This window comes from Ideonella sp. sgz306126, assembly GCF_056032705.1.
In genome coordinates this window covers 274232-297193 of record NZ_JBVYWP010000001.1, presented here as the reverse complement: position 1 = coordinate 297193, position 22962 = coordinate 274232, and the positions used below count along the sequence as shown (strand labels likewise).

23 protein-coding genes are annotated in these 22962 nt (G+C 65.9%); 15 read left to right on the top strand and 8 right to left on the bottom strand.

The annotated features are described in order from the left end of the window. Window positions 1-11 precede the first annotated feature (11 nt). From AC0N04_RS01405 to apbC, 3 genes are read right to left on the bottom strand one after another with little or no spacing between them, the layout of a single operon-like run. Window positions 12-839 carry a TOBE domain-containing protein gene (locus AC0N04_RS01405; RefSeq protein ID WP_474277862.1) on the bottom strand — a complete coding sequence of 276 codons (828 nt, stop codon included), beginning with the start codon at window positions 837-839 and terminating at the stop codon, window positions 12-14. Between the two features lie 18 nt (window positions 840-857). Beyond that, window positions 858-1475 carry a molybdenum cofactor guanylyltransferase MobA gene (gene mobA / locus AC0N04_RS01400; protein ID WP_474277860.1) on the bottom strand — a complete coding sequence of 206 codons (618 nt, stop codon included), beginning with the start codon at window positions 1473-1475 and terminating at the stop codon, window positions 858-860. 37 nt (window positions 1476-1512) lie between these two features. Further along, window positions 1513-2604: an iron-sulfur cluster carrier protein ApbC gene (apbC, locus tag AC0N04_RS01395; protein WP_474277858.1), complete on the bottom strand. Its 1092-nt coding sequence runs from the start codon at window positions 2602-2604 to the stop codon at window positions 1513-1515. Window positions 2605-2768: 164 nt separating this feature from the next. Between apbC and AC0N04_RS01390 the strand changes: the two genes are divergently transcribed. After that, entirely contained in the window at window positions 2769-4268 is a 1500-nt protein-coding gene (locus AC0N04_RS01390) for a glycosyltransferase family 2 protein (protein ID WP_474277856.1), read from the top strand. An 8-nt stretch (window positions 4269-4276) separates the two neighbouring features. Here AC0N04_RS01390 and AC0N04_RS01385 read toward each other — a convergent pair whose 3' ends face one another. Continuing rightward, a complete protein-coding gene (locus tag AC0N04_RS01385; RefSeq protein WP_474277854.1) occupies window positions 4277-4627 on the bottom strand; it encodes a carboxymuconolactone decarboxylase family protein in 351 nt (116 codons plus the stop codon). Window positions 4628-4795: 168 nt separating this feature from the next. Here AC0N04_RS01385 and AC0N04_RS01380 point away from each other — a divergent pair, with 168 nt between their 5' ends. Both AC0N04_RS01380 and AC0N04_RS01375 read left to right on the top strand, forming a co-directional pair. Further along, window positions 4796-5041 carry a DUF1653 domain-containing protein gene (locus tag AC0N04_RS01380; protein WP_474277852.1) on the top strand — a complete coding sequence of 82 codons (246 nt, stop codon included), beginning with the start codon at window positions 4796-4798 and terminating at the stop codon, window positions 5039-5041. A gap of 146 nt (window positions 5042-5187) precedes the next feature. Next, a complete protein-coding gene (locus tag AC0N04_RS01375) occupies window positions 5188-6036 on the top strand; it encodes a formate dehydrogenase accessory sulfurtransferase FdhD (protein ID WP_474277850.1) in 849 nt (282 codons plus the stop codon). Window positions 6037-6069: 33 nt separating this feature from the next. Here the strand turns inward: AC0N04_RS01375 and ilvA are convergent, their stop codons facing one another. Beyond that, a complete protein-coding gene (gene ilvA / locus AC0N04_RS01370; protein ID WP_474277848.1) occupies window positions 6070-7668 on the bottom strand; it encodes a threonine ammonia-lyase, biosynthetic in 1599 nt (532 codons plus the stop codon). Window positions 7669-8004: 336 nt separating this feature from the next. On the opposite strand from ilvA, the gene AC0N04_RS01365 reads away from it, so the two are divergent. Continuing rightward, a complete protein-coding gene (locus tag AC0N04_RS01365) occupies window positions 8005-8433 on the top strand; it encodes an OsmC family protein (RefSeq protein ID WP_474277846.1) in 429 nt (142 codons plus the stop codon). Window positions 8434-8482: 49 nt separating this feature from the next. Here the strand turns inward: AC0N04_RS01365 and coq7 are convergent, their stop codons facing one another. After that, entirely contained in the window at window positions 8483-9115 is a 633-nt protein-coding gene (coq7, locus tag AC0N04_RS01360; RefSeq protein ID WP_474277844.1) for a 2-polyprenyl-3-methyl-6-methoxy-1,4-benzoquinone monooxygenase, read from the bottom strand. Window positions 9116-9374: 259 nt separating this feature from the next. On the opposite strand from coq7, the gene AC0N04_RS01355 reads away from it, so the two are divergent. From AC0N04_RS01355 to AC0N04_RS01335, 5 genes are all read left to right on the top strand, one after another. Further along, window positions 9375-10301: a porin gene (locus AC0N04_RS01355; RefSeq protein WP_474277842.1), complete on the top strand. Its 927-nt coding sequence runs from the start codon at window positions 9375-9377 to the stop codon at window positions 10299-10301. 268 nt (window positions 10302-10569) lie between these two features. After that, the gene (locus AC0N04_RS01350; RefSeq protein ID WP_474277840.1) at window positions 10570-11556 is read left to right on the top strand and encodes an ABC transporter permease; all 987 of its coding nucleotides are present in this window, start codon (window positions 10570-10572) and stop codon (window positions 11554-11556) included. A 3-nt stretch (window positions 11557-11559) separates the two neighbouring features. Beyond that, window positions 11560-12510 carry an ABC transporter permease gene (locus AC0N04_RS01345; RefSeq protein WP_474277838.1) on the top strand — a complete coding sequence of 317 codons (951 nt, stop codon included), beginning with the start codon at window positions 11560-11562 and terminating at the stop codon, window positions 12508-12510. 2 nt (window positions 12511-12512) lie between these two features. After that, window positions 12513-13511 carry an ABC transporter ATP-binding protein gene (locus AC0N04_RS01340; protein WP_474279030.1) on the top strand — a complete coding sequence of 333 codons (999 nt, stop codon included), beginning with the start codon at window positions 12513-12515 and terminating at the stop codon, window positions 13509-13511. After that, complete coding sequence (locus AC0N04_RS01335; RefSeq protein WP_474277836.1) at window positions 13508-14500, top strand: ABC transporter ATP-binding protein; 993 nt, start codon at window positions 13508-13510, stop codon at window positions 14498-14500. Before AC0N04_RS01340 ends, AC0N04_RS01335 begins: the two co-directional genes overlap by 4 nt. 6 nt (window positions 14501-14506) lie before the next feature. On the opposite strand, the gene lptM is transcribed toward AC0N04_RS01335, so the two are convergent. Continuing rightward, window positions 14507-14665 (bottom strand): LPS translocon maturation chaperone LptM, encoded by a 159-nt coding sequence (lptM, locus tag AC0N04_RS01330; RefSeq protein ID WP_474277834.1) that lies wholly within the window; start codon window positions 14663-14665, stop codon window positions 14507-14509. 88 nt (window positions 14666-14753) lie between these two features. Here lptM and cyaY point away from each other — a divergent pair, with 88 nt between their 5' ends. Beyond that, on the top strand, window positions 14754-15116 hold the full coding sequence (gene cyaY / locus AC0N04_RS01325) for an iron donor protein CyaY (protein WP_474279027.1): 363 nt from the start codon (window positions 14754-14756) through the stop codon (window positions 15114-15116). Between the two features lie 54 nt (window positions 15117-15170). Here cyaY and AC0N04_RS01320 read toward each other — a convergent pair whose 3' ends face one another. Next, a complete protein-coding gene (locus tag AC0N04_RS01320; protein WP_474277832.1) occupies window positions 15171-17549 on the bottom strand; it encodes a penicillin-binding protein 1A in 2379 nt (792 codons plus the stop codon). A gap of 254 nt (window positions 17550-17803) precedes the next feature. On the opposite strand from AC0N04_RS01320, the gene AC0N04_RS01315 reads away from it, so the two are divergent. Genes AC0N04_RS01315 through AC0N04_RS01295 form a run of 5 tightly spaced genes read left to right on the top strand, consistent with a single transcriptional unit; the run spans window position 17804 to window position 22928 of the window. Then, complete coding sequence (locus AC0N04_RS01315) at window positions 17804-18883, top strand: pilus assembly protein PilM (protein ID WP_474277830.1); 1080 nt, start codon at window positions 17804-17806, stop codon at window positions 18881-18883. Further along, entirely contained in the window at window positions 18880-19500 is a 621-nt protein-coding gene (locus AC0N04_RS01310; protein ID WP_474277828.1) for a PilN domain-containing protein, read from the top strand. The genes AC0N04_RS01315 and AC0N04_RS01310 overlap by 4 nt, the downstream gene beginning before the upstream one ends. A 7-nt stretch (window positions 19501-19507) precedes the next feature. Further along, the gene (locus AC0N04_RS01305; RefSeq protein ID WP_474277826.1) at window positions 19508-20206 is read left to right on the top strand and encodes a type IV pilus inner membrane component PilO; all 699 of its coding nucleotides are present in this window, start codon (window positions 19508-19510) and stop codon (window positions 20204-20206) included. After that, the gene (locus AC0N04_RS01300) at window positions 20203-20727 is read left to right on the top strand and encodes a pilus assembly protein PilP (RefSeq protein ID WP_474277824.1); all 525 of its coding nucleotides are present in this window, start codon (window positions 20203-20205) and stop codon (window positions 20725-20727) included. Before AC0N04_RS01305 ends, AC0N04_RS01300 begins: the two co-directional genes overlap by 4 nt. After that, the gene (locus AC0N04_RS01295) at window positions 20724-22928 is read left to right on the top strand and encodes a type IV pilus secretin PilQ (RefSeq protein ID WP_474277822.1); all 2205 of its coding nucleotides are present in this window, start codon (window positions 20724-20726) and stop codon (window positions 22926-22928) included. Before AC0N04_RS01300 ends, AC0N04_RS01295 begins: the two co-directional genes overlap by 4 nt. The last annotated feature ends 34 nt before the right edge of the window (window positions 22929-22962 follow it).

The following is a 22962-nucleotide window of genomic DNA, read 5'->3' as shown; positions in this document are numbered from 1 at the left end:
CGCGGTCCGTGTCAGGCGAAGCTGACCAGCACCACGCTCTCGGTGTCGAACACGGCCCAGGCCGCGCCGCCGACGGCCAGGCCCTCGCAGGCGCCGGGCGGCACACTGGCCTGCATCACCCGGCCGCTGCGCAGCGCCAGCGAGATCCCGGTGTGCGCCGTGCCGGGGCGCCTGGCGGTGATCGTCGTGGCGAGCACGTTGCGTCCAGGGCCGGCACGCACGGGCCGGGCCTGAACCCCGATCCACGGCGCCTTGATCAGCGCATACAAGGGGCTGCCCACCCGCAAATCCATGCCGTGCAGCGACTCGGGTGTGATCGTCGCGGTGATGCGGTCGTTGGCGAGGCCGTCGTCGACAAGGTCGAGCGCGACGTCCACCGCACCGCCGCGGTCGATCCAGCCGACGACCTCGGCGGCAAACTGGTTGCGCGCGCTCGAGTGCATCGTCAGCCGCCGGATCAGGGTGCGCATCGCGGGCTCGTCGCTGCCGCTGGGCAGCGCGGGCAGGCGATCGAGCACGTCCTGTTGCGAGCTTTCCATCGCCCGGTACAGCGCAATCAGCTGGCGCGCATGGTCGGTCAGGCGCGTCCCGCCGCCGCCGCGCCCGCCGGTGCTGCGCGTCACCAGCGGCTCGGCGGCGAGGGCGTTCATCGCCTGCAGCGTGTCCCAGGCCGCCTTGTAGGACAGCGGCACCTCGCCCGCAGCCCGGTTCAGCGAGCCCTGGCGGTCGATCGCTTCGAGCAGCCGCACCCGGCTGTCGGACAGCAGCGCGCCGAGTGGCGTCTCCAGCAACAGGCCGCCCTTGAGGACGGTGCGGGTCGGCGCGGCGCGGCGGGCCATCGAATGGACGGCGCCCGCCTAGCCGGCGTTTGCGCCACCGGATTGCAGGCGCTGCAACTCGTCCGGCGTGTTGGCGTTGAAGAAGGCGTCGACATCGGCGAACGGCACGAGCGCGCAGCGGTGCCGGCCGGTCCAGCGGTCGATCTTGCGCTGACCGCTGGCGACGAAGGCCTCGAGATCGGGCCGCAGCGCGCAGCGCAGCAGACAGAACACGGGCTGCGGCTGCAGCGCGCCCTCGCTGTCGACGGTGGCCGCGATGGCGATCTCGGCGTCCTGGAGCTGCACGGCCTCGGCCAGGCGCTCGACCAGGTCGCGCGGGAAACCGGGCGTGTCGCAGGGCACGGTCACCATCCACGGCGTCGTGCAGTGGTCCAGGCCGGCCAGAAAGCCCGCCAGCGGGCCGGGATAGTCGGCCAGCGCGTCGGGCCAGACGGGGACGCCCATCGCGCCATAGTCGGCCAGATTGCGGTTGGCGTTGATCATCACCGCGCCCACCTGCGGTGCCAGGCGCTGCAGGGCGTGGCGCACCAGCGGCAGACCCAGGTGTCGCTGCAGGCCCTTGTCGACGCCGCCCATGCGGCTGCCCCGGCCGCCGGCCAGCACGAGGCCGGTGATGTCGTCGCGAGACGGTCTCATCGGCACGTTGCGTCGGTAGGCAGCGACGGCCCCGACATCAGGTGTTCTTCGAGACGGTGATGGTCGGGAACTTGGCCGAGAAGTCCTTGGCTTGCGCACCGACCTTCACCGCCACCTGACGCGCGACGGTCTTGTACAGGCCGGCGATCTCGCCGTCCGGATCGCTGACCACGGTGGGCCGGCCGGCGTCGGTCTGCTCGCGGATGCTGAGATTCAGCGGCAGCGCGCCGAGGTAGGCCACGCCGTACTGCTCGGCCATCTTGCGTCCGCCGTCGGCGCCGAAGATGTGTTCGACATGGCCGCAATTCGGGCAGCAGTAGACCGCCATGTTCTCGACCACGCCGAGGATGGGCACGCCCACCTTCTCGAACATCTTCAGGCCCTTGCGAGCGTCGAGCAGCGCGATGTCCTGCGGCGTGGTGACGATCACCGCGCCCGTGATCGGCACGCGTTGCGAGAGCGTCAGCTGGATGTCGCCGGTGCCCGGGGGCATGTCGACGATCAGGTAGTCCAGATCCTTCCAGCGGGTCTGGCGCAGCAGTTGTTCGAGCGCCTGGGTGGCCATCGGGCCGCGCCAGATCATCGCGTCGTCGGCCTCGATCAGAAAGCCGATCGACATCACCTGCACGCCGTGGTTTTCCATCGGCTCCATCGTCTTGCCGTCTGCGCTGTCGGGGCGGCCGGTGATGCCCAGCATCATCGGTTGGCTGGGGCCGTAGATGTCGGCGTCGAGGATGCCCACGCGCGCCCCCTCGGCCGCCAGCGCCAGCGCCAGGTTGACGGCGGTGGTGCTCTTGCCCACCCCGCCCTTGCCCGAGGCGACCGCGATGATGTTCTTGACGCCCGGCAGCAACTGCACGCCACGCTGCGCCTGGTGGGCGACGATCTTGGTGGCGAGATTGGCGCTGACGTTGGCCACGCCCGGCACAGTGCGTGCAGCCGCGATCAGCGCGCGGCGCAGCGTCGGGATCTGGCTCAGCGCCGGGTAGCCCAGTTCGACGTCGAAGGACACGTCCGCGCCTTCGACCCGCAGATTCTTCAATTGCCGGGTGGTGACGAAATCGCGACCCGTGTTGGGGTCGATCACGCTCTGCAAGGCGTTCTGGACAGCTTGTTCGATCGGGGCCATGGAAGGTTCCGTGCAAGAGGAGGGAGACCGGGCGCAGTCTACCGGCTCGTACCGGACCCTCCCGGCCTGGGGTTGATACTCCGGGTATTTACGGGCACGGCATCGACGTCGCGGTTCGCCTCTTGCGAGCCATCGAACCGCTGCCCGGTGCAGGAGTCCGTGGGATGAAGTCTCGTCTTCCGTTGTCGGTGTGCATGATCGTTCGCGACGAAGAGCGGCTGTTGCCGGCGGCGATCGAATCGCTCCGGTCGCTGGCTGCCGAGGTGGTGGTGGTCGACACCGGCAGCCGCGATCGCAGCATGGACATTGCCCGTTCGCTGGGTGCGAGGGTGCTCTCCTTCGCCTGGTGCGACGACTTCTCCGCGGCCCGCAATGTCGCGCTGGACGCCGCGCAGGGCCCGTGGATCCTGTCGCTGGATGCCGACCAGCGGCTCGATCCGAGGTCGGCCGAGGCGCTGGCGCAGGCGATGCGGCGGCCCGTTCTAGCGCAAACCGTGCACATCGACCTGATGGGCGAGGATCCCGCCGCAGCGCAGCCACAGGGCCACTACGAGGCGCTGCGCCTGTTTCGGCGCGATCCGCGCATCCGCTACCGCGGCCGGGTCCACGAGGATGTCGCGGCATCGCTGCTGGACCTGGGCTGCAGCGAGTGGCCCGACTCCGGCGTTCGCTTGCGCGATGAGGGCTACGGCAGCGCGGCGGAGCGCCAGCGCAAGCGGGATCGCAACGTGCTGCTGTTGGAACAGGCGCATGTCGAACAGCCGGGCGACCTGTTCGTCCGCTACAAATTGGCGATCACGCTGCCCGAGACGCGGGCCGCCGAGCGGCTGGCCTTGCTCGCCGACGGGGTGGCGCAGGCGCGTCGCCTGTCGCCCCAGGCCGTGCGCGCGCTGCCCTTTCTCACCTCGTTGCTGGCGGCCGCGGTGGACGCCTGGATCGCGCAGGGGCGGCTCTGCGAGGCGGCCGAGGCGGCCTGGGCGCTGGCTCCGGTGCTGGGCGGCAGCAGCCATTTCACGGCCGGCCGGGTGCTGGCTCGCGCCGCGCAGTTCGATGCGGCAGTGGCGCAACTGAATCAGTACCTGGCCACCGGACCAGGGCCTGCCCACCCTGCGGTCCGGCCCGACCCGGATGCGACGCGGAGCGAGGCTTTGCGGTGGCTGGGATGGACCGCCGCGTCGCGCGGCGACCTGACGCAGGCCCGCGATGGGCTGCAACAGGCGCTGCAGGCCGCGGCGCCCGGCACGGCCCTGCCCATCGAATGCGAGTTGCTGCGGCTGGACCTGCGCGCGGGCGACTTGGCCCGGGTGGCGGGACAACTCGATCGCCTGGCCGAACAGGCCCACGGCACGGCCGCCGGGATGCAGGAGCTGATGCTGCTCAGCGCCGAGTTGGCCGTCGCAGCCGGCGACGCCGACGGCGCGCGGGCGCTGGCCCAGGCGGCGCTGGGCTCCTCCACCGACGACCGCGCCGCGGCGTTGCTGGCTCGGCTGGCGCTGCGGTCTGGCGACGCCGAGCCGGCACGGTTGCGCGAATGGATGACCCGCATCCCCGGGCGGCGCTTCGACACGCTGGCGCAGCGCCTCGTGCTGGCGCGGCGCCTGGGCGAGCCGCTGGCGTTCGAACTTCCGGCAGCCAGCGTCGAGCTGGCCGACGAGCTGCGCTGAGGCCGGCCTCAGGCGGTCGTGAACTGGTCCCAGGCCACCATGACGTTGGCGGCGTACATCAGCGAGGGACCGCCGCCCATGTAGATGGCCACACCCAGCGTCTCCTCGAGTTCGGCGCGCGTCGCGCCGAGGCGCACGAGGGTGCGCACATGGAAGCCGATGCAGCCGTCGCAGCGCTGTGCGACGCCGATCGCAAGCGCGATCAGTTCCTTGGTCTTTTCGTCCAGCACCCCCGGCGCCGTGGCGGCGCGACCCAGGTCGGTGAAGGCCTTCATCACTGGCGCCAGGTCCTTGCGCAGCGGGGCCAGGTGGGTGGAGATGGCGGTGGTGAGCTGGGGGTAATCGGGCAGTTGCGACATGGAATCGAAAGTCTGGGGTCGATGAGTTCGGGGCCGCGAGACGCAAGCGCGGGCGGCGGCCGGACGCCCGCGGTCATCCTATCGGATACCGGGGGCGGTAGGGACGGCGATGGCGGCAAGAGATGACAATGGGTGCCCACGCCACGGCCCGCCATCGCGCGATCGATCATGCCCGACCTGTCTCCCCTGCCGGTGGTCCGCGCCGGCACCTACCGCCACTACAAGGGCGGTCTGTACGAGTTGGTCGGCGTCGCGCGTCACAGCGAGTCCCTGGAGCCGATGGTGATTTATCGGCCGTTGTACAACGACAGCGGGCTGTGGGCGAGGCCGTTCGCGATGTTTTTCGGCGAGGTCGACATCGGTGGTCGCCGTTGCCCTCGTTTCGAGCGCCAGGCCGAGCCGACGGCGGACTAGCATGGCGTGCCTGCGGGGCTGAGGCCGCGCCCGATCTACCGACCGCAACTCCAGAGGGACGTCCGATGACGATGCGCTTGCCGGCTCTGCTTCCAGGCAGCGAATCAGACGCTGATGCGCGAACCGCCACGCCCGTCGGCGCGTCGATGCCGCGGATGACGGCGGCGCGCGAGCCGATGCTGCGGGAGATCGAGATCGTCGATGAGCACGGCGCGCGCCGCAGTATTCCGATCCCGGCCGAACGACCGATGACGGTGTTCGTCGACAAGCGCGAACTCGTGACGCTGATGACGTTGGGCGCCGCGCCCGAGTTGCTGGTGCTGGGTTATCTGTGCAACCAGCGGCTGATCGGCGGACCGGCCGAGCTCGAGTCGATCACGGTCGACTGGGAGGTCGGTGCCGCCGCGGTGCGCACCCACCACGGCATCGCCGATCTGGAGGCGCGCACCGGGCGCCGGGTCGTCACCACGGGCTGCGGGCAGGGCACCGTGTTCGGCGACCTGATGGATCAGCTCGACGGCATCCGGTTGCCGCCGCCTGCGCAAGCGCGCATCCGCCAGTCGACCTTGCAGGGGTTGCTGGAAGTGATGCGCCAGCAGGACAGCATCCACCGCAAGGCCGGATCGGTCCATGGCTGCGCACTGTTCGATGGCGCCCGGTTGCTGGCGTTCGTCGAAGACGTGGGCCGTCACAACGCGATCGACACGATCGCCGGGTGGATGGCGTTGAACGGCATCCGCGGTGCCGACAAGACCTTCTACACCACCGGCCGCTTGACCAGCGAGATGGTGATGAAGGCGGCGCAGATGGGCGTCCCGATCGTGGTGTCGCGCAACGGGGTGACCCAGATGGGACACGAGCTGGCCAGCCGCCTGGGCATGACCTTGTTCGGCCGCGCGGCCAACAAGCACTTCCTCTGCTATTGCGGTTTCGAGCGTTTCGATTCCGAGCCGGTGCCCGAGGCCGCCACGATGCGGGTGGTGGCGGGCCAGTAGGCCGCGCGGCCGGGGCTCGTCGCCGGCACCGTTTCAGCGCAGGAACAATCGGTAGACCGGGTTCTCGGTTTCGTCGGTGCAGGGGTAGGCCAGGCCGGACAGGAAGTCCCTGAAGGCTTTCTTGTCGGCCTTGGGGACCTGGATGCCGACCAGGATGCGGCCGTAGTCCGCGCCCTGGTTGCGATAGTGGAACAGGCTGATGTTCCAGTCCGGGTGCATGGCCGACAGAAAGCGCATCAGCGCACCGGGCCGTTCCGGGAATTCGAAGCGGTACAGGCGTTCCTCGTGAGCCAGTTCGCTGCGGCCACCGACCATGTGGCGCACATGCTCCTTGGCCAGTTCGTCGTCGGTCAGGTTGACGGTGGCAAAGCCGTGGCGGATGAAGTTGCGCTCGATCTTGTCGGCCTCGTCGCGGCGGCTGATCGCCACGCCGACGAAGACATGGGCGACGCGGGCATCGGAAATGCGGTAGTTGAACTCGGTCACGCTGCGCGGCCCGATCAGTTCGCAGAAGCGCCGGAAGCTGCCGCGCTCTTCGGGGATCGTGACCGCGAACAAGGCTTCACGCTGCTCACCGAATTCGGCCCGCTCGGCAACGAAGCGCAGGCGGTCGAAGTTCATGTTCGCGCCGCAATTCACGGCCACCAGGGTCCGGCCCTTGAGCTTGTGCGTCTCGACGTACTGCTTCAAGCCGGCGACGCCGAGCGCGCCGGACGGCTCGACCACGCTGCGCGTGTCCTGGAAGATGTCCTTCATCGCGGCGCACAAGGCGTCGGTGTCGACCAGGACGAACTCGTCGACCAGTTCGCGCGCCAGACGGAAGGTCTCCTCGCCGACCAGCTTGACCGCCGTGCCGTCGGCAAACAGCCCGACGTCGCTGAGCGCGACTCGCTTGCCCGCCTTGACGGAGCGGGTCATGGCATCGGAGTCGACGGTCTGCACGCCGATCACCTTGATCTCCGGCCGCACGGCCTTGATGTAGGCGGCCACGCCCGAAATCAGGCCGCCGCCGCCGATGGCGACGAACACGGCATCGATCGGGCCCTGGTGCTGGCGCAGGATCTCCATCGCGATCGTGCCCTGGCCGGCGATCACGTCCGGGTCGTCGAACGGGTGGACGAAGGTCAGCGCCTGCGCCTTTTCCAGTTCGACCGCGTGACCGTGGGCATCGCTGTAGCTTTCGCCGTGCAGCACCACCTCGCCACCCAGCGCGGCGACTGCATCCACCTTCACCTTGGGGGTGGTCACCGGCATCACGATCACCGCCCGGCAGCCCAGGCGCTTGGCGCTCAAGGCCACGCCTTGGGCATGGTTGCCTGCCGACGCGCAGATGACGCCCCGTTTCAGCGCCTCCGGCGACAGGTGCGCCATCTTGTTGTAGGCGCCGCGCAGCTTGAAGCTGAAGACCGGTTGCAGATCTTCGCGCTTGAGCAGCACCTGATTGCCCAGGCGGCGGCTGAGGGTGCGCGCGGTGTCCAACGGCGACTCGATGGCCACGTCGTAGACCTTGGCGTTCAGGATGCGACGCAGGTAGTCGCTCTTGTCCGGGCCATCCGATGGCGTGGTGGCGAGACGGGACGTGCGGGTCTGCGAGCGCGCCGCCGGGCGCGCCCTGGGGGGGGCGCCAGCCATGGGCGTCTCTCCTCGAAGGCAAGGGATCGGAGGGAGCGGCAAGGGCAGATCCGCCGTTGCTGCGTTGCCGCATGATACGGCAGGCCCTTTCGAGGTCCGGCGCGGCGGAGCGGCCAGAAAAAAGCCCGGGACCGTGAGGACCCGGGCCAATCCACCAATGGAGGAGGTGGAGGAGACAAGCGGTGCATCGATTGATCAAGCGATGCGATGAATGCAGTCTAACCCCACTTGTGTTGCACTGCAATAACCCGGTGCTAGAGAGCCCTCTCCAGCCCTGGATAATGTGCAATTGCACCGCTACGACGTCCGTGGCGGCGCGTCAACACAGGAGCCGAGATGGAGTGCACGGTGCATTGGGTGGCCAACGCAGGCATGGTGATGCTGGCCGAAACCGGCAGCGGGCACACGCTGACCATGGATGGGGCTCCTGACGGCGGGGGGCGTAACCTGGCGCCTCGGCCGATGGAAACGCTGCTCGCCGGCGCTGGCGGGTGCACGGCGTATGACGTGGTGCTGATCCTCCAGCGAGGGCGGCATCAGGTCAGCGGCTGCTCGGTGCAGTTGAAGGCCGAGCGCGCGGCCACCGACCCGAAGGTGTTCACGCAGTTGAACCTGCATTTCATCGTGACCGGCACGGGTGTGCCGGAGGCCGCCGTGGCGAGGGCGGTGGCGCTGTCCCATGAAAAATACTGCTCGGCGACTGCCATGCTGGGCCGGACGGCCGACATCAGCACCAGTTTCGAGGTTCGCGAAACCGGTATCTGAGGGCAGGGCCCGCCTCGCCGCGGTTCCGCCTTACGACTGGCCCGGCGGATCAGAGGTGATGGGCGGTGCGGGTCATCACCCGGGCGGCCAGGCGCATCAGCCATGGCAGCGGTCGGGGCAGCATGGCGGCACCGGACGCCTGGGCCTGATCGGCGTGACGGGCTTCGTCGGCCATCATCCTGGCCACGATGGCACGGGAGGCGGTATCTGCGGCAGGCAGGGCCTGCAGGTGGCTGGCCAGGTGCTGTTCCACCTGACGCTCGGTCTCGACCACGAAACCCAGGCTCCACCGGTCGCCGGCTCGGCCCGCCGCCAGGCCGATCGTGAAGGCGCCCGCGTACCAGAGCGGGTTGAGCAGGCTGGGGCGGTCGCCGAGTTCCTGGAGGCGCTGGGCGGTCCAGGCCAGGTGGTCGGTTTCCTCGCGGGCGGCCTCGTCCATCTGCTCGCGCAGGGCCGGATCGCGTGCCGTCAGCGCCTGTGCCTCGTACAGCGCCTGCGCGCAGACCTCGCCGACATGGTTGACCCGCATCAGCGCGCCCGCCAGGCGCTTGTCCTGAGGCGACAGGCTCGGCGCCTCAAGGTTCGCCGCCGGGTTGGTCCGGCGGCTGCGCGCGACCCCGGTCAGGGTGCGCAATACATGGTCGGCGGCAGTCAGCCAACGGTCGGACAGGGCGTGGGGCATGGCGCAAGGATACCCGCCGGATCGTTGCCCGGCTGACGGTGCGCCTGCCATGTCGGCACGTCCGTGACAGACGCGTGACACGTTGTTGCTCTGCAACAGATGCCCGGGTTTTACGAGGCAAGGCTTTGCAGAGTCCCGGGGCTCTGGTGCAATAGCGCCAACTTCCGATAAGGAGGTTGGCCTGATCAACCCCACCTGCCTTGGTGATACGGGTTCTCCCTCGATCGGGACCTCTTGTTCAACCTAGGAGATCCTTGAAATGAAAAAATCACTGCTCGCTCTGGCCGTGCTGGGTGCGTTTGCCGGCGCCGCTGCTGCTCAATCGTCGGTCACCGTCTACGGCATGCTGGACGTGTCGGCTCAGAAGAACCTCGGCACCACCGACAAGACCGTTGGCGACTCGGTCCTGGGCAGCCGTCTGGGCTTCAAGGGTATCGAAGACCTGGGTGGCGGCCTGGCCGCGACCTTCGGCATGGAAACCCGCTTCAACCCGGGTACCGGCGCCAACACCAACCCCAGCGTGTTCTGGCAAGGTTACAGCAAGGCTGGTCTGCAGGGCGATTTCGGCGCCGTCGAACTGGGTCGTGACTACACCGTCAACTTCCTGATGGTGCAAAACCAGATCGACCCGTTCGGTGGCGACACCGTGGCGATCCTGCGTGACGTCGGCATGCGTGCCAACGCTGGCGGCACCGTGCGCCTCGCCTCCCAAGTCGAGTACCACTTCAGCACCAACGGCTTCAACCTGGGTGCTCAGGCCGCTGGCAGCAACGAAAACGGTGGCACACAGCGTCCGTACTCGCTGGCCGCCAACTATGGCGCCGGCCCGCTGTTCGTCGGCCTGGGCTATCAGCGTGACGCCAATGGCGCCAAGGACGTGGATGTCGGTGGCCGTTACAACTTCGGCTTCGCCACCCTGACGGCCGGCTACAGCGATGCCACGCTGGCCAGCGGTGCCAAGCAGAAGGCTGGCCTGATCGGTGCGATCGTCCCCCTGGGTGGTGGCAACCTGAAGGTCGGTTACGCCAAGTCGTCGGGCGCTAACGGCCTGGGCGCCAAGAAGGCTGGCATCGGCTACGAGTACCTGCTGTCCAAGCGCACCTCGGTCTACACCGACTATGCACACGACAGCGAGCACGTTGGCCCGCAAAACGCCTACGACTTCGGTATCAAGCACACGTTCTGATGTTTGGATGCCCGGGTGTCGCCTGCCGGCGGCATTCAAGGCAGCACCAGTCAGGCCACCTTCGGGTGGCCTTTTTTCGTCTCTCGTCACGATGGCCTTGGCGCTGCAGGCGCCGAACGAGCTTGAACGGCACGGCGCGAAGGGGCCGATCATGGATCGCTACACTCGCCTTGCGTCGGCGCGTTGGCATCCACCTGGACCACAAGATCCAGCGGGGCAGCGGCGAGTCGCTTGAAGCGCTCCTGGGCGTGGGAATCCGTCGAAACTGATGGTGAGCTTTCTTCTTCGTCGCCTGTTGCAGGCCGTGGCGGTGTTGCTGACGGTGTCTTTCATGGCGTTTTCGCTGTTCCAGTTCGTTGGCGATCCCGTCAGCAACATGGTGGGCCAGGACGCCTCCCCGGAGGTTCGGACGCAACTTCGGGCGGAATTGGGGCTGGACCGGTCGGTGCCGGTTCAGTTCGCCCATTTCGTCGCGCATGCCGCGAAGGGGGATTTCGGGCTCAGCCTGAGGCAGGGCCGCAAAGTGTCGGCTCTGCTGGCCGAGCGCTTCCCTGCAACGATGGAACTGGCGGGCGTGGCCGCGCTGCTGTCGCTGGTGCTGGGCGTGCCGATGGGCATCTATGCGGCGCTGGCCAGAGGACGGCCGCTGGCGGAAGCGCTGATGGCGTTGTCGCTGGTCGGGGTTTCGGCGCCGACCTTCCTGCTGGGCATCGTGTTCATCTGGCTGTTCTCGGTGACCCTGCCGTGGCTGCCGAGCTTTGGCCGGGGCGATACCGTTGCGATCGGTGGCTGGACCACCGGTTTGCTGACCTCGGATGGCTGGCGTCATTTGCTGATGCCGGCGGTGACCCTGGCGCTCTACCAAGTCACGCTGATTCTGCGCTTGGTGCGCTCCGAGATGCTGGAGGTATTGCGAGCGGACTTCATCAAGTTCGCCCGCGCGCGCGGCCTCAGCCGCTCAACGGTGATTCTGGGCCATGCACTGACGAACACGCTGGTGCCGGTGATCACCGTGGTGGCGCTGCAGCTGGGTGGGCTGATCGCCTTTTCGATCATCACCGAGACGGTCTTCGAGTGGCCGGGCATGGGCTTGCTGTTCGTGCAGGCGGTGCAGTTTGCCGACATTCCGGTGATGGCCGCTTACCTGTGCCTGGTGGCGCTGGTCTTCGTGGCGCTGAACCTGATGGCGGATCTGCTTTATCTGGCGGTCGATCCTCGGTTGCGCGCTGGTTCTGCGACGTTGAACCGGCGCTGAGACATGACCCAGCCCGTGTTGCAAACTGTCGATCCGCGAAGCCGCCGGGTGCGTGGGTGGGGCGATCACGCGCTGTGGCGACGCTTTCGTTCCTCGCCCATGGCCCTGGGTGCCGCGGCCGTGCTTCTGCTGCTGGTGCTTTCGGCGGTGCTGGCGCCGTGGCTGGCGCCCACCCGGCCCTTCGATCTGGGCCAGGCCGATCTGATGAATTCAGGCGTGCCGCCCGCCTGGTTCCGAGGTGGGCAGCGCGCCTACCTGCTGGGTACCGACGATCAAGGTCGCGATCTGCTGTCTTTGCTGATGTTCGGATCACGCATCTCGCTCGGCGTGGCGGGTGCTGCCGTGGGCTTGGCATGGCTGGTCGGGGTCGCGTTGGGGCTTCTTTCGGGCTATGTCGGTGGACGGACGGATGCCTTCATCATGCGTCTGTGCGACGTGATGCTGTCCTTGCCGGCGGTTCTGGTGGCCCTGCTTTTCGACGGCATCGGGCGGGTTCTGCTGCCGCAAGGACATGACGAGCGTGCCTATGCCGTGCTGATCCTCGCCATCGCGGTCACCGGGTGGGTGCCGTACGCGCGCACCGTGCGCGGCCAGACGATGATCGAGCGTCACAAGGACTATGTGCAGGCGGCACGGCTGATCGGCGTGCCGCGCTGGCGCATTCTGTTTCGCCATGTGCTGCCCAATGTGCTCGGGCCGGCGCTGGTGCTGGCCACGCTCCAGGTGGCAGCAGCGATCCAGATCGAGGCTTCCCTGTCGTACTTGGGCGTGGGCATGCCGGTCACCAGCCCCTCGCTGGGCACGCTGATTCGTACCGGGCAAGAGTTCCTGTTTTCGGGGCAATGGTGGATGGCGCTGTTTCCGGGCCTGGTGTTGGCGGCCATCGGCCTGAGCGTCAACCTGTTGGGCGACTGGCTTCGCGACGCTTTGAATCCGCGCTTGCACGCCGCATGAATATGTCTACCCTATCCCCGTTGCTGGACGTACGCGATCTGTGCGTCGAGTTCTCGATCGGACCGGGAGCGCCGAGGGCCTTGGACGGCGTGTCGTTCACCGTCATGCCCGGAGAGATCCTGGGGCTGGTTGGCGAGTCCGGGGCCGGCAAGTCGCTGACGGGGGCCGCCATCATCGGCCTGATCGAGTCCCCCGGTCGGATGTCGCAGGGCGAGATCCGGTGGGAGGGGCGGCGCATCGATGGCTTGCCGGAGCGAGCCTTGCGTCGCTTGCGGGGCCGCAGGATCGGAGCCATCTTCCAGGATCCGTCGACCTCGCTCGATCCGATCCAGACGATAGGGCGCCAATTGGTCGAAACCTTGCGCACGCATTTTCCGATGAGCGCGACCGAGGCAAGGGCCAAGGCGATCGATCTGCTGCGCCAGACCGGCATGGCCGCCGCGGAGCAGCGGCTCGATCAATACCCGCATCAACTCTCGGGCGGTCTGCGCCAGCGGGTGGTGATCGCGCTTGCGTTGGCGGCCGAGCCGGCGCTGATCATTGCCGACGAGCCGACGACGGCGCTGGACGTCTCGATCCAAGCGCAGATCATCGATTTGTTGAGGAGCCTGGCTCGCGAGCGGCACACGGCCGTGATGCTGATCACCCACGACATGGGAGTCATTGCACAAGCCTGCGATCGCGTCGCGGTGATGTATGCCGGCCGGGTGGTCGAGATCGGCTCGGTGCGTTCGATCATCGACACGCCGTCGCATCCCTACACCCGCGGCTTGATCGGCGCGATTCCGCCACTCGACCAGGATCGGGATCGCTTGCTGCAAATCGACGGCGCGATGCCCCGACCCGGCGGCACGCCCGCCGGCTGCGCTTTTCACCCGCGCTGTCCACAGGCCATGCCGGCCTGCACTCGCGAACGGCCGGCGCTTCAGGCCGTGGGAGCCGCGCAGGTCGCGTGCTGGTTGTGGAGCGCGGCCGCGGCGCAGGTCGAGGGGGCGGCATGAGTCCGCTGGTCGACGTACGCCATCTGTCCAAGGTCTTCGACATCTCGCCGACCTGGCTGGAGCGCTGGACGCGCCGGCTGCCGCGGCGTCTGCTGATGGCGGTGGATGATTTCAGCGTCTCGCTGGAGCGAGGGCGCACGCTGGCCCTCGTCGGCGAATCGGGATGCGGCAAAAGCACGGTGGCTCGGATGCTGGTCGGACTGCAGGCACCGACCGGTGGCGAGGTGATTTTCGACGGACAGTCCGTCACCCATGCGCCGACATCCGGCGCCGCCCGGGCCTTGCGGCGACGCATGCAGATGATCTTCCAGGATCCGTACGCCAGTCTGAATCCTCGCTGGCGGGTGCACGACATCGTGGCCGAACCCTTGCGCGAGGGGGAACGGATGGTGGATCCCGCCGAACGGCAGGCCAGGGTGGCCCACTTGCTGGAAGCCGTGGGGTTGACTGTCGACGATGGTCAACGGCACCCGCACCAGTTTTCCGGAGGCCAGCGTCAGCGCATCTCCATCGCCCGCGCGCTGGCCTCGGAACCCGATTTTCTGGTGTGTGACGAACCCACCTCGGCCTTGGACGTGTCGGTTCAGGCTCAGGTCCTGAACCTGATGAAGGACCTGCAACGGGCGCGAGGCCTGACCTACCTGTTCATCTCGCACAACTTGGCTGTGGTGCGCTACATGGCGGACGAAGTGGCGGTGATGTACCTTGGACGGCTGGTGGAGTGGGCGCCCAGGGCCGCGCTGTTCTCGTCGCCGCGGCACCCCTACACCCGCCTGCTGCTGGCGGCGGTGCCTCGCCTGCACCCGTCACCGACGCGGCACGGTGCCTCGATGGGCGAGCCGCCTGCGCCCTGGCAGGTGCCGGCGGGGTGTGCCTTCCATCCGCGCTGCCCGCTGGCCAACCAGCGGTGCCGGACCGAGCAGCCGGCAATGGTTTCGGCAGGACCCGGCCGGGTCGCTTGCCACGCGGTGCAGGAAGCCAGAGCCTGAAACGCGTCAGGGCGCCTGGCGCCCTGACGAGGATGGAGACGAGGCCTGGGGCACCGGCGCCGCCGGACGCGCGGCGGCAGTGGGCCGGTCGGACGGAAGCTCCAGCGGACCGCGCTGGCCACAAGCCGCCAAGGTGACCAGTGCGCCCAGGCACAGCAGTCGCATCGGGCCCAAGCCCCTCGGCCTGGTGGGCCCGCCGGGCCGGACTACACTCGTGCTGATTCGACTTGGCATGCTTTGCATCTTAACGATCATGACGGGAAATGCCCTCTCCGACACCGAGTACCACCGCGTTGCGCACGAGGTGTTGAGTTCGATCGAGGCCCAGGTCGACCGTTGGCTGGAGAACGACGTGATCGACATCGACACGCACCGCACCGGCGGCCTGCTGGAGTTGTCGTTTCCCGATGGCAGCAAGATCATCGTGAACCTTCAACCGCCTTTGCAGGAACTCTGGCTCGCTGCTCGCGGAGGGGGGTTTCACTTCCACTGTCGCGGTGGACGCTGGCAGGACACCCGCGACGAGGTCGAATTTTTTGCCCGGCTCTCTGAACACGCAAGCCGTCAGGCCGGTCGCCCCCTGAGTTTCTCGGCGGTTGACGGCAGTCCCCGCTGAGTCGCGGGCGCGACCGACCTGAGGGTGTTGCCGCGGGGTCGGCGACGACGCGCATCAGCGGTTGAACAGGTCGAGGATGCTCTTCTTCTCTTCCTGAGTCGGCGGCTGCGGCAGCTTGCCCTGACCGTTGTCGCCTGTGCCGACGCTTTGCACGCCCTGGCCAGGTCCGAATTCGTCGTAATACCATTCGCCGCCGATGTTGACCACGCCGTCGGGCGGAGTCAGTTCGGTCACGGGCACGCCCCTCAGTTCGTGCCCCATGTAATCAATCCAGACGGGCAATGCCAGACCGCCGCCGGTTTCGCGGTCGCCCAGCTTGTGCGGGGTGTCGTAGCCGATCCAGACGATGGCGGTGAGCGATGGCTGAAAGCCGGCGAACCAGGCATCCATCGATTCGTTGGTGGTGCCGGTCTTGCCGAACAGGTCACTGCGTTTCAGCGTGGCCTGGGCCCTGGCGGCGGTGCCCGAGCGGGTGACTTCCTGCAGCAGGCTGTCCATCAGAAAGGCATTGCGCGCATCGATGGCTCGCGGTTGCTGCTCCAGCGTCCTTTTCGGCGCTTCGAACAGCACATGGCCCCGTCCGTCTGTCATGCGATCGATCAAGCGGGGGGTGACACGATAGCCGCCATTGGCAAACACGCTGTACGCCGTGGCCATTTGCATGGGTGTGACCGATCCTGCGCCCAGCGCCATCGTCAGGTAAGGGTCATGACGTTCGCGATCAAAGCCAAACCGCGTGATCCAGTCGCGCGCGTAGTCCACGCCGATCGCCTGCAGCACCCGGATCGACACCATGTTCTTCGACTTGGCCAGGGCCCGCCGGAGCGTGATCGGCCCGTCGAACGTGCCGTCGTAGTTTTTCGGTTCCCAGGGCTGGCTGCCGGTGGTGCCCGCATCAAAGAACAGCGGTGCGTCGTTGACGATCGTCGACGGCGTGAAGCCTTTCTCCAGCGCGGCGGAATAAATGAAGGGCTTGAAGCTGGACCCGGGTTGGCGCCACGCCTGGGTGACATGGTTGAACTTGTTCTTGCGGAAGTCAAACCCGCCGACCAGCGCCCGAATCGCACCGGTTTGGGGGTCCATCGACACGAAGGCGCCCTCCACCTCGGGCAGCTGGGTGATGATCCAGCCGCCCTTGGTGTTGGCCACCACGCGAATGACCGCGCCGGGTCGAATCTGGATCTTGGGATCCGCCTTGACGGAGAGCCCCGAGGCGACCGGTCGCAAGCCGTCGCCGACGATGGTGATGTTGTCTCCCGACTGAAACTCGGCCACCACTTTCTTCGGGCTGGCTTCCAGCACCACGGCAGCTTTCAGCTCGTCGTTGTCGGGGTGCTCGCTCAAGGCCTCGGCAACCCGGCTGTCCAGGGCTTGAGGGTCGGCGGGAAGGTCGACATAGGCCTCGGGGCCCCGATAGACCTGTCGCCGCTCGTAGTCCAGCAAACCCTTGCGCAGCGCGCGATACGCCACCACCTGGTCGTCGGAGCGAATGGTCAGGTAGACGTCCAGTCCCCGGCTGTAGGCGTCCTCGCCGTATTGGCTGTAGATCAGTTGCCGCGCCGCCTCGGCCACATATTCGGCGTGCACCGGCACATCGGACGGCGTTCTCAGCTTCAGCACCTGGGCCTTGGCGGCGTCACGCTGGGCCGCGGTGATGAAGCCGTTTTCCAGCATGCGGTCGATGATGTACTGTTGGCGGATCGCGGCCCGCTTCGGATTGGCGATCGGGTTGTACGCGGAAGGGGCCTTGGGCAAGCCGGCGAGCATCGCGGCCTCGGCGATCGTGATGTCCTTCAACGGCTTGCCGAAATAGATCTCGCTCGCGGCAGCAAAGCCATGCGCCCGCTGTCCGAGGTAGATCTGATTCATGTAGACCTCGAGAATCTGCTCCTTGCTGAGATGGCGCTCGATGCTGTACGCCAGCAGCACTTCGTAGAGCTTGCGCGTCAAAGTCTTTTCGGTCGACAGGTAGAAGTTGCGCGCCAATTGCATCGTGATGGTGGATGCGCCTTGGCTTTTCGCGTCGTGCAGGTTCTCAACCGCCGCGCGCACGATGCCCTTGAAGTCGACCCCTCCGTGCTGATAGAAGTGGCTGTCCTCGATCGCGAGCACGGCGTCCTTCATCACCTCCGGGATCTGGGCAAACGGGACGAACTCCCGGCGTTCGTCGCCGAACTCGCCGAGCAACGTCCCATCGGCGGAAAACACCCGCATCGGAAGCTTGGGGCGGTAGTCTGTCAACGAACTGATGTCGGGGAGGTTCCGGTAGGCCAGCGACAACGCGATGCCGACCGCGATCGCGCCGGCCAGGACGGCCGCCAAGCCGACCCCCGTCAGCCAAAGCAGCGCATGGAGCACGCGCCGGCCGACCGGCCGACGAGATGATGAACGAGCAGCGGGTGGCGGCGAGGCAATGCGGTCTGATTCACTCATGAGGTTCCCGAGGGGCCGCGGGATTATAGAAATAGGGCTTCGGTCGACGGGATCGCCCGATCGAAGCCTTGTTCGTCCCGTCGGGCCCATGATGCCCAAGAGCGTGCCATTCTTGTGCTTTTCTGTGAATGAATCACAACGCCCCCCCCTCCGCAGGCCGGACAAATCCTTGGTTTCTCAACGATCTTGCTGATAGGATTGAAGTGCTTTGTTAACTTTGCGGCCCGTTTACAGTGTCGCTGGAGCCATGCCCCGTGGGTCTACTTGATCGCCTGCTTGGCCGCACCCATCCTCAGATGGTCGGCCTTGACGTGAGTTCCTCCAGCGTCAAACTGGTCGAATTGGGTCAATCCGCCTCCGGTGAATTGATCCTGGAGCGCTTGGCCAGCGAGCCCTTTGAAAAGGGGTGGATCGTCGATGGCCAGGTCGAGAAATTCGACGAGGTCGCGGACGCGGTGCGGCGGGTGGTCAGCCGCAGCGGCACCAAGACCCGCCAGGTCGTGATGGCCATGCCGCAATCCGCGGTGATCACCAAGAAGATCGTGCTCCCCGCCGGTTTGCGGGAAGACGAAATGGAGATCCAGGTCGAATCCGAGGCGCATCAGTACATTCCGTTCTCGCTGGACGAAGTCAGCCTCGATTTTTGTGTCATCGGGCCGAATGCGGCCTCCGCCGGCGACGTCGACGTATTGATCGCCGCCTCACGCAAGGACAGGGTGCAGGATCGGCAGGGGTTGGCCGAGGCGGCCGGCCTGACGCCGGTGGTGCTGGATATCGAATCTCACGCGTCGAGACTGGCGATGGGGCGCCTGATGGCCTCGTTGCCCGAGGGAGGAAAGGATTCCCTGGTGGCGCTGTTCGAGATCGGCGCGGACACGACCAGCCTGAAGGTGCTGCGCGACGAGGAGATGCTCTACGACCGCGATCAGGCGTTCGGGGGGTCGCAGCTGACCCAGTTGATTTCCCGGCAGTACGGCTTCTCCTACGAAGAGGCTGAGCAGAAGAAGATCTCGGGTGATCTGCCAGAAGACTACGAACCGACTTTGTTGACGCCTTTTGTCGACAGTCTGGCGCACGAGGTGGGTCGTGCGCTGCAGTATTTCTTCACGAGCACGCCGCACCACAAGGTGAACTACATCATGCTGGCCGGCGGAACGGCGGCGATGCCGGGCTTGCGCGAGCGGGTCAAGGACGTGACGGGATTCGCCTCGAAAGTGGTGAATCCCTTTGAGAACATGAAGCTTGGCTCGGCGGTGCGCGAATCGCGCGTGCGGCGCGAGGCTCCGGCCTACCTGACGGCGTGCGGGTTGGCCATGCGGAGGTTTGTGCAGTGATTCTGATCAACCTTCTGCCTCACCGGGAGGCTCGCCGCCAGGAGCGCAAGCGGGCGTTCTTCTCGGCCTTGGGCTTGTCTGCCGTGGTGGGGATCGGTCTCGTTGCGATCTGGTACGGCGTGTTACAGCAAATGACCTCGTCGCAGCAGTCGCGCAACGCGTTCTTGACCGGCGAGATCAAGAAGCTCGACGAGCAGATCAAGGACATCGCCACGCTACGCAGCGAGATCGATGCGTTGAAGGCGCGTCAACAGGCCGTGGAGGATCTGCAGACGGATCGCAACGTGCCGGTGTATCTGCTGGACGAGTTGGTCAAGCAGACGCCTGAGGGCGTCTACCTCACGTCGATCAAGCAGAACGTCGATGAAGTGGCGATCACCGGCATGTCGCTCACCAATGAGCGTGTGTCGGAGTTCTTGCGCAATACGGCCTACAACTCGACTTGGCTGGAACGGCCGGAACTCGTGGAGATCAAGGCGGCGAACGTGTTGATCGGTCGAGACCAGCGCAAGCTGTTCGACTTCTCTATGCGGGTGGCGATCAAGCGCCCGCAAGCACCGGCCGGGGCGGCCAGCGGTGCCAAAGCCAAGGCGGCGAAGCCGTCGGCGACGTCCTGAGGTCGATATGGCGACGAAGCAAAGCACCCTCAAGAATTTCGACGTGACGGCCAGTCTGCAGCGGATGGCCGCTCAGTTTCGAGATCTCAACCCCAAAGAACCAGGGCAGTGGCCTTTGCTGCCCAAGGCGGCAGCCTGGACCGTGGCATCGGCGGTGGTGGTTGCTCTCGGTTGGCCGCTGCTGTTGAGCGGAGCCAGCGACGACCTTCAAGCCGCGCGTGACCGCGAACCGCAACTGAAGGCGGAATATCGAACCAAGCTGGGTCAGGCGGTGAATCTTGTCGAGTTGCGCAAGCAAAAGGAGCAGGTTCAAGAGTATGTGACCCAGTTGGAGAAGCAGCTCCCGGGCAAGGCCGAGATGGATGCGCTGTTGTCGGACATCAATCAGGCGGGCATTGGCCGCGGCCTGCAGTTCGAACTGTTCCGTCCGGGTCAAGTGGTCGTCAAGGACTACTACGCCGAGTTGCCGATTTCGATTCGCGTGGTGGGGCACTATCACGACATCGGGTCGTTCGCTGCGGACATTGCCAACCTGTCTCGGATCGTGACCTTGCACAATTTGAGCCTGGCGCCTCAGCCCAAGGACACTTCCGGCTTGCTGTCGATGGAAGCCACGGCGCGAACCTATCGGTACCTCGATGCCGACGAGGTTGCTGAAGTCAAGCGGGCGGCCGCTGAGGCCAAGAAGAAGGGCAAACAGCCATGAAGTACTTGGCTTGGATGCTGTTGATGAGCCTGGCCTTGCTGGCGGGGTGTGGCGGAGATCGGGATGAGTTGCAGCAGTGGATGCAGCAGCAGCAGAAGGAAATCAAGCCGCACGTTGAGCCTATTTCACCGCCTAGCAAGTTCGTGCCTCAGCCTTATCTTGAACTGAAAGGGGTGGAGCCGTTCAGTCCGAAGAAGATGGACACCAACGCGTTGATCACGCGCCAACCCAATGCCGTTCTGGCGTCGGAGATGCGCCGTCCCAAGGAGCCACTTGAGGCGTATCCGCTGGACAGCATGGTCATGGTCGGTAGCGTGGTTCGTGACGGGAAACAGCATGCGTTGATCCGTGTGGACAACCTGCTGCATTACGTGAAAGTCGGTGAATACATGGGACAGAACTACGGGAAGATCACCCAGATCACCGAGAAGGAATTGACCTTGCGGGAAATCGTGCAGGATGCTTCCGGCGAGTGGATAGAGCGCACCAGCACCCTCCAGCTTCAGGAGAAGGCGCAATGAACAACAGGTTGGAGTCAGGCAAGATGCAGCGGATTCGGTTTGTCGGCGCGCTGGTGCTGATGTTGGGGCTGTCGCTGCCCGGCATGAGTTGGGCAGGCAATGTCATTCGATCCATCACGGCGGCCCAGCAGGGAAGCGGCGAGGTGGTTCGTGTCGAGCTCTCCGAACCCCTCAAGGCGGCACCGGCAGGCTTCGCGGTGCAGGTTCCACCGCGCGTCGCGATCGATTTGCCGGGCATCGGAAACGCCTTGGGCAAGTCGTCGATCGAACTTGACCAAGGCAATGTCCGGGCGGTCAATGTGGCCCAATCGGGCGACCGTACCCGGCTTGTTTTGAATCTGAAGCAGTCGGCCACGTACCGCACCGAACTTCAGGGTTCCACCCTGCTGATCCTGCTGGACGCTGCCGCACAAGCGATACCCGCATCCGGGGATGCGGCGACCCAGCCGGTGCACTTCGCCAGCAGCCAGAACACCGATCAACTGCCGTTGCGCGACATCGATTTCCGGCGGGGCCCCGACGGCGCGGGCCGGATCATCGTTGGTTTGGCCAACACCCAAGTCGGTGTGGATTTGCGGCAGCAAGGCCAGAAGCTGGTGGTTGAATTCCTGCGCTCAAGCGTGCCTGAGAACCTGCGGCGCCGGTTGGATGTGTCGGACTTCGGGTCACCGGTGCAAACCATCACCACGACCCAAGTCGGTGACCGGGTGCGCATGGTCATCGATCCCCGCGGCGCCTGGGAGCACAGCGCCTATCAGACCGACAACCAGTTCGTGCTGGAAGTGCGCCCGGTGCAGATGGATCCGAACAAGCTGACGCAAGGCCCGGGCTATCAAGGTGAAAAGCTGTCGCTCAATTTCCAGAACATCGAGGTGCGCTCGCTGCTTCAAGTCATTGCGGACTTCACCAATTTCAATGTGGTGACCAGCGACTCGGTGACCGGCAATGTCACGCTGCGCCTGAAGGACGTGCCATGGGATCAGGCACTGGACATCATTCTCCAGGCCAAGGGTCTGGGGATGAAGAAGTCCGGCAACGTGCTCTGGATCGCTCCGAAGGAAGAGTTGGCAGCGAAGGAGCAGGTCGCGCTGGAATCCCAAAAGAAGATCGAGGACCTGGAGCCGGTCCGGACTCAATCCTTCCAGCTGAACTACACCAAGGCTGCCGACGTCGCCAATGCTTTGCTCGGCCAGCAGTCGACCACCGGCGGCCAAACCAGCAGCAGTAGCAGCAGTTCCAGTAACAACAATGTGCGGACGCTGTCGCCGCGTGGATCGGTGTTGTTCGAAGCGCGAACCAATCAGCTGTTCGTGACCGATATCCCGTCCAAGCTGGAGCAGGTCCAGCAAATGATCAACAAGATCGACGTGCCAGCGAGGCAGGTGCTGATCGAGGCGCGGATTGTCGAGGCCAACGATTCTTTCGGGCGCACTCTGGGCGTCAAGCTGGGTGCCACCGACTTGCGCGGCATCAACGGAGGCACGCCCGGTTATTCCGTGGGGGGCAACAACTTCCTCACGGTCGGTGGCAATTACAACGCGGTGGGGTATCAGACCCTGCAACAAAGCACCGACACGTCCTACGCCAACTCGCAGTTCGTGAATCTGCCTGCGCTAACCTCGTCGTCGGCCTTCAATGGCGCGTCGGCGGCGTCGGTGGCGTTCTCTCTGTTCAGTGCGGGGGCCAACCGGTTCCTGAATCTTGAACTCTCTGCGCTCGAGTCGGACGGCAAAGGAAAGATTGTGTCCAGCCCTCGGGTTGTGACCGCCGACCAGACCATGGCGGTCATCGAGCAGGGTACCGAACTGCCCTATCAGGTGGCGACGTCCAGCGGCGCCACATCGATCCAGTTCCGCAAGGCCAGCCTGAGATTGCAGGTCACGCCGCAGATCACGCCCGAGGGGAACGTGATCCTGTCGGTGGATGTCACCAATGACAGCCGTGGCTCGGACACGCCGGCCGGTCCTTCCATCAACACCAAGCATGTGCAGACCCAGGTGATGGTGGAGAACGGCGGCACCGTCGTGCTCGGCGGCATCTACACCCAAGAAGACCAGGACAAAGTCGACAAGGTGCCTCTGCTGGGCGATGTTCCGATTCTCGGCAACCTGTTCAAGAACAAGGTGCGGTACAGCACCCGCGATGAGCTACTGGTGTTCATCACACCGAAGGTCGTGACGGACCGGTCGGCGGCACGCTGAACCGATTCACGGCGACGATTTGATATCTGGAGAG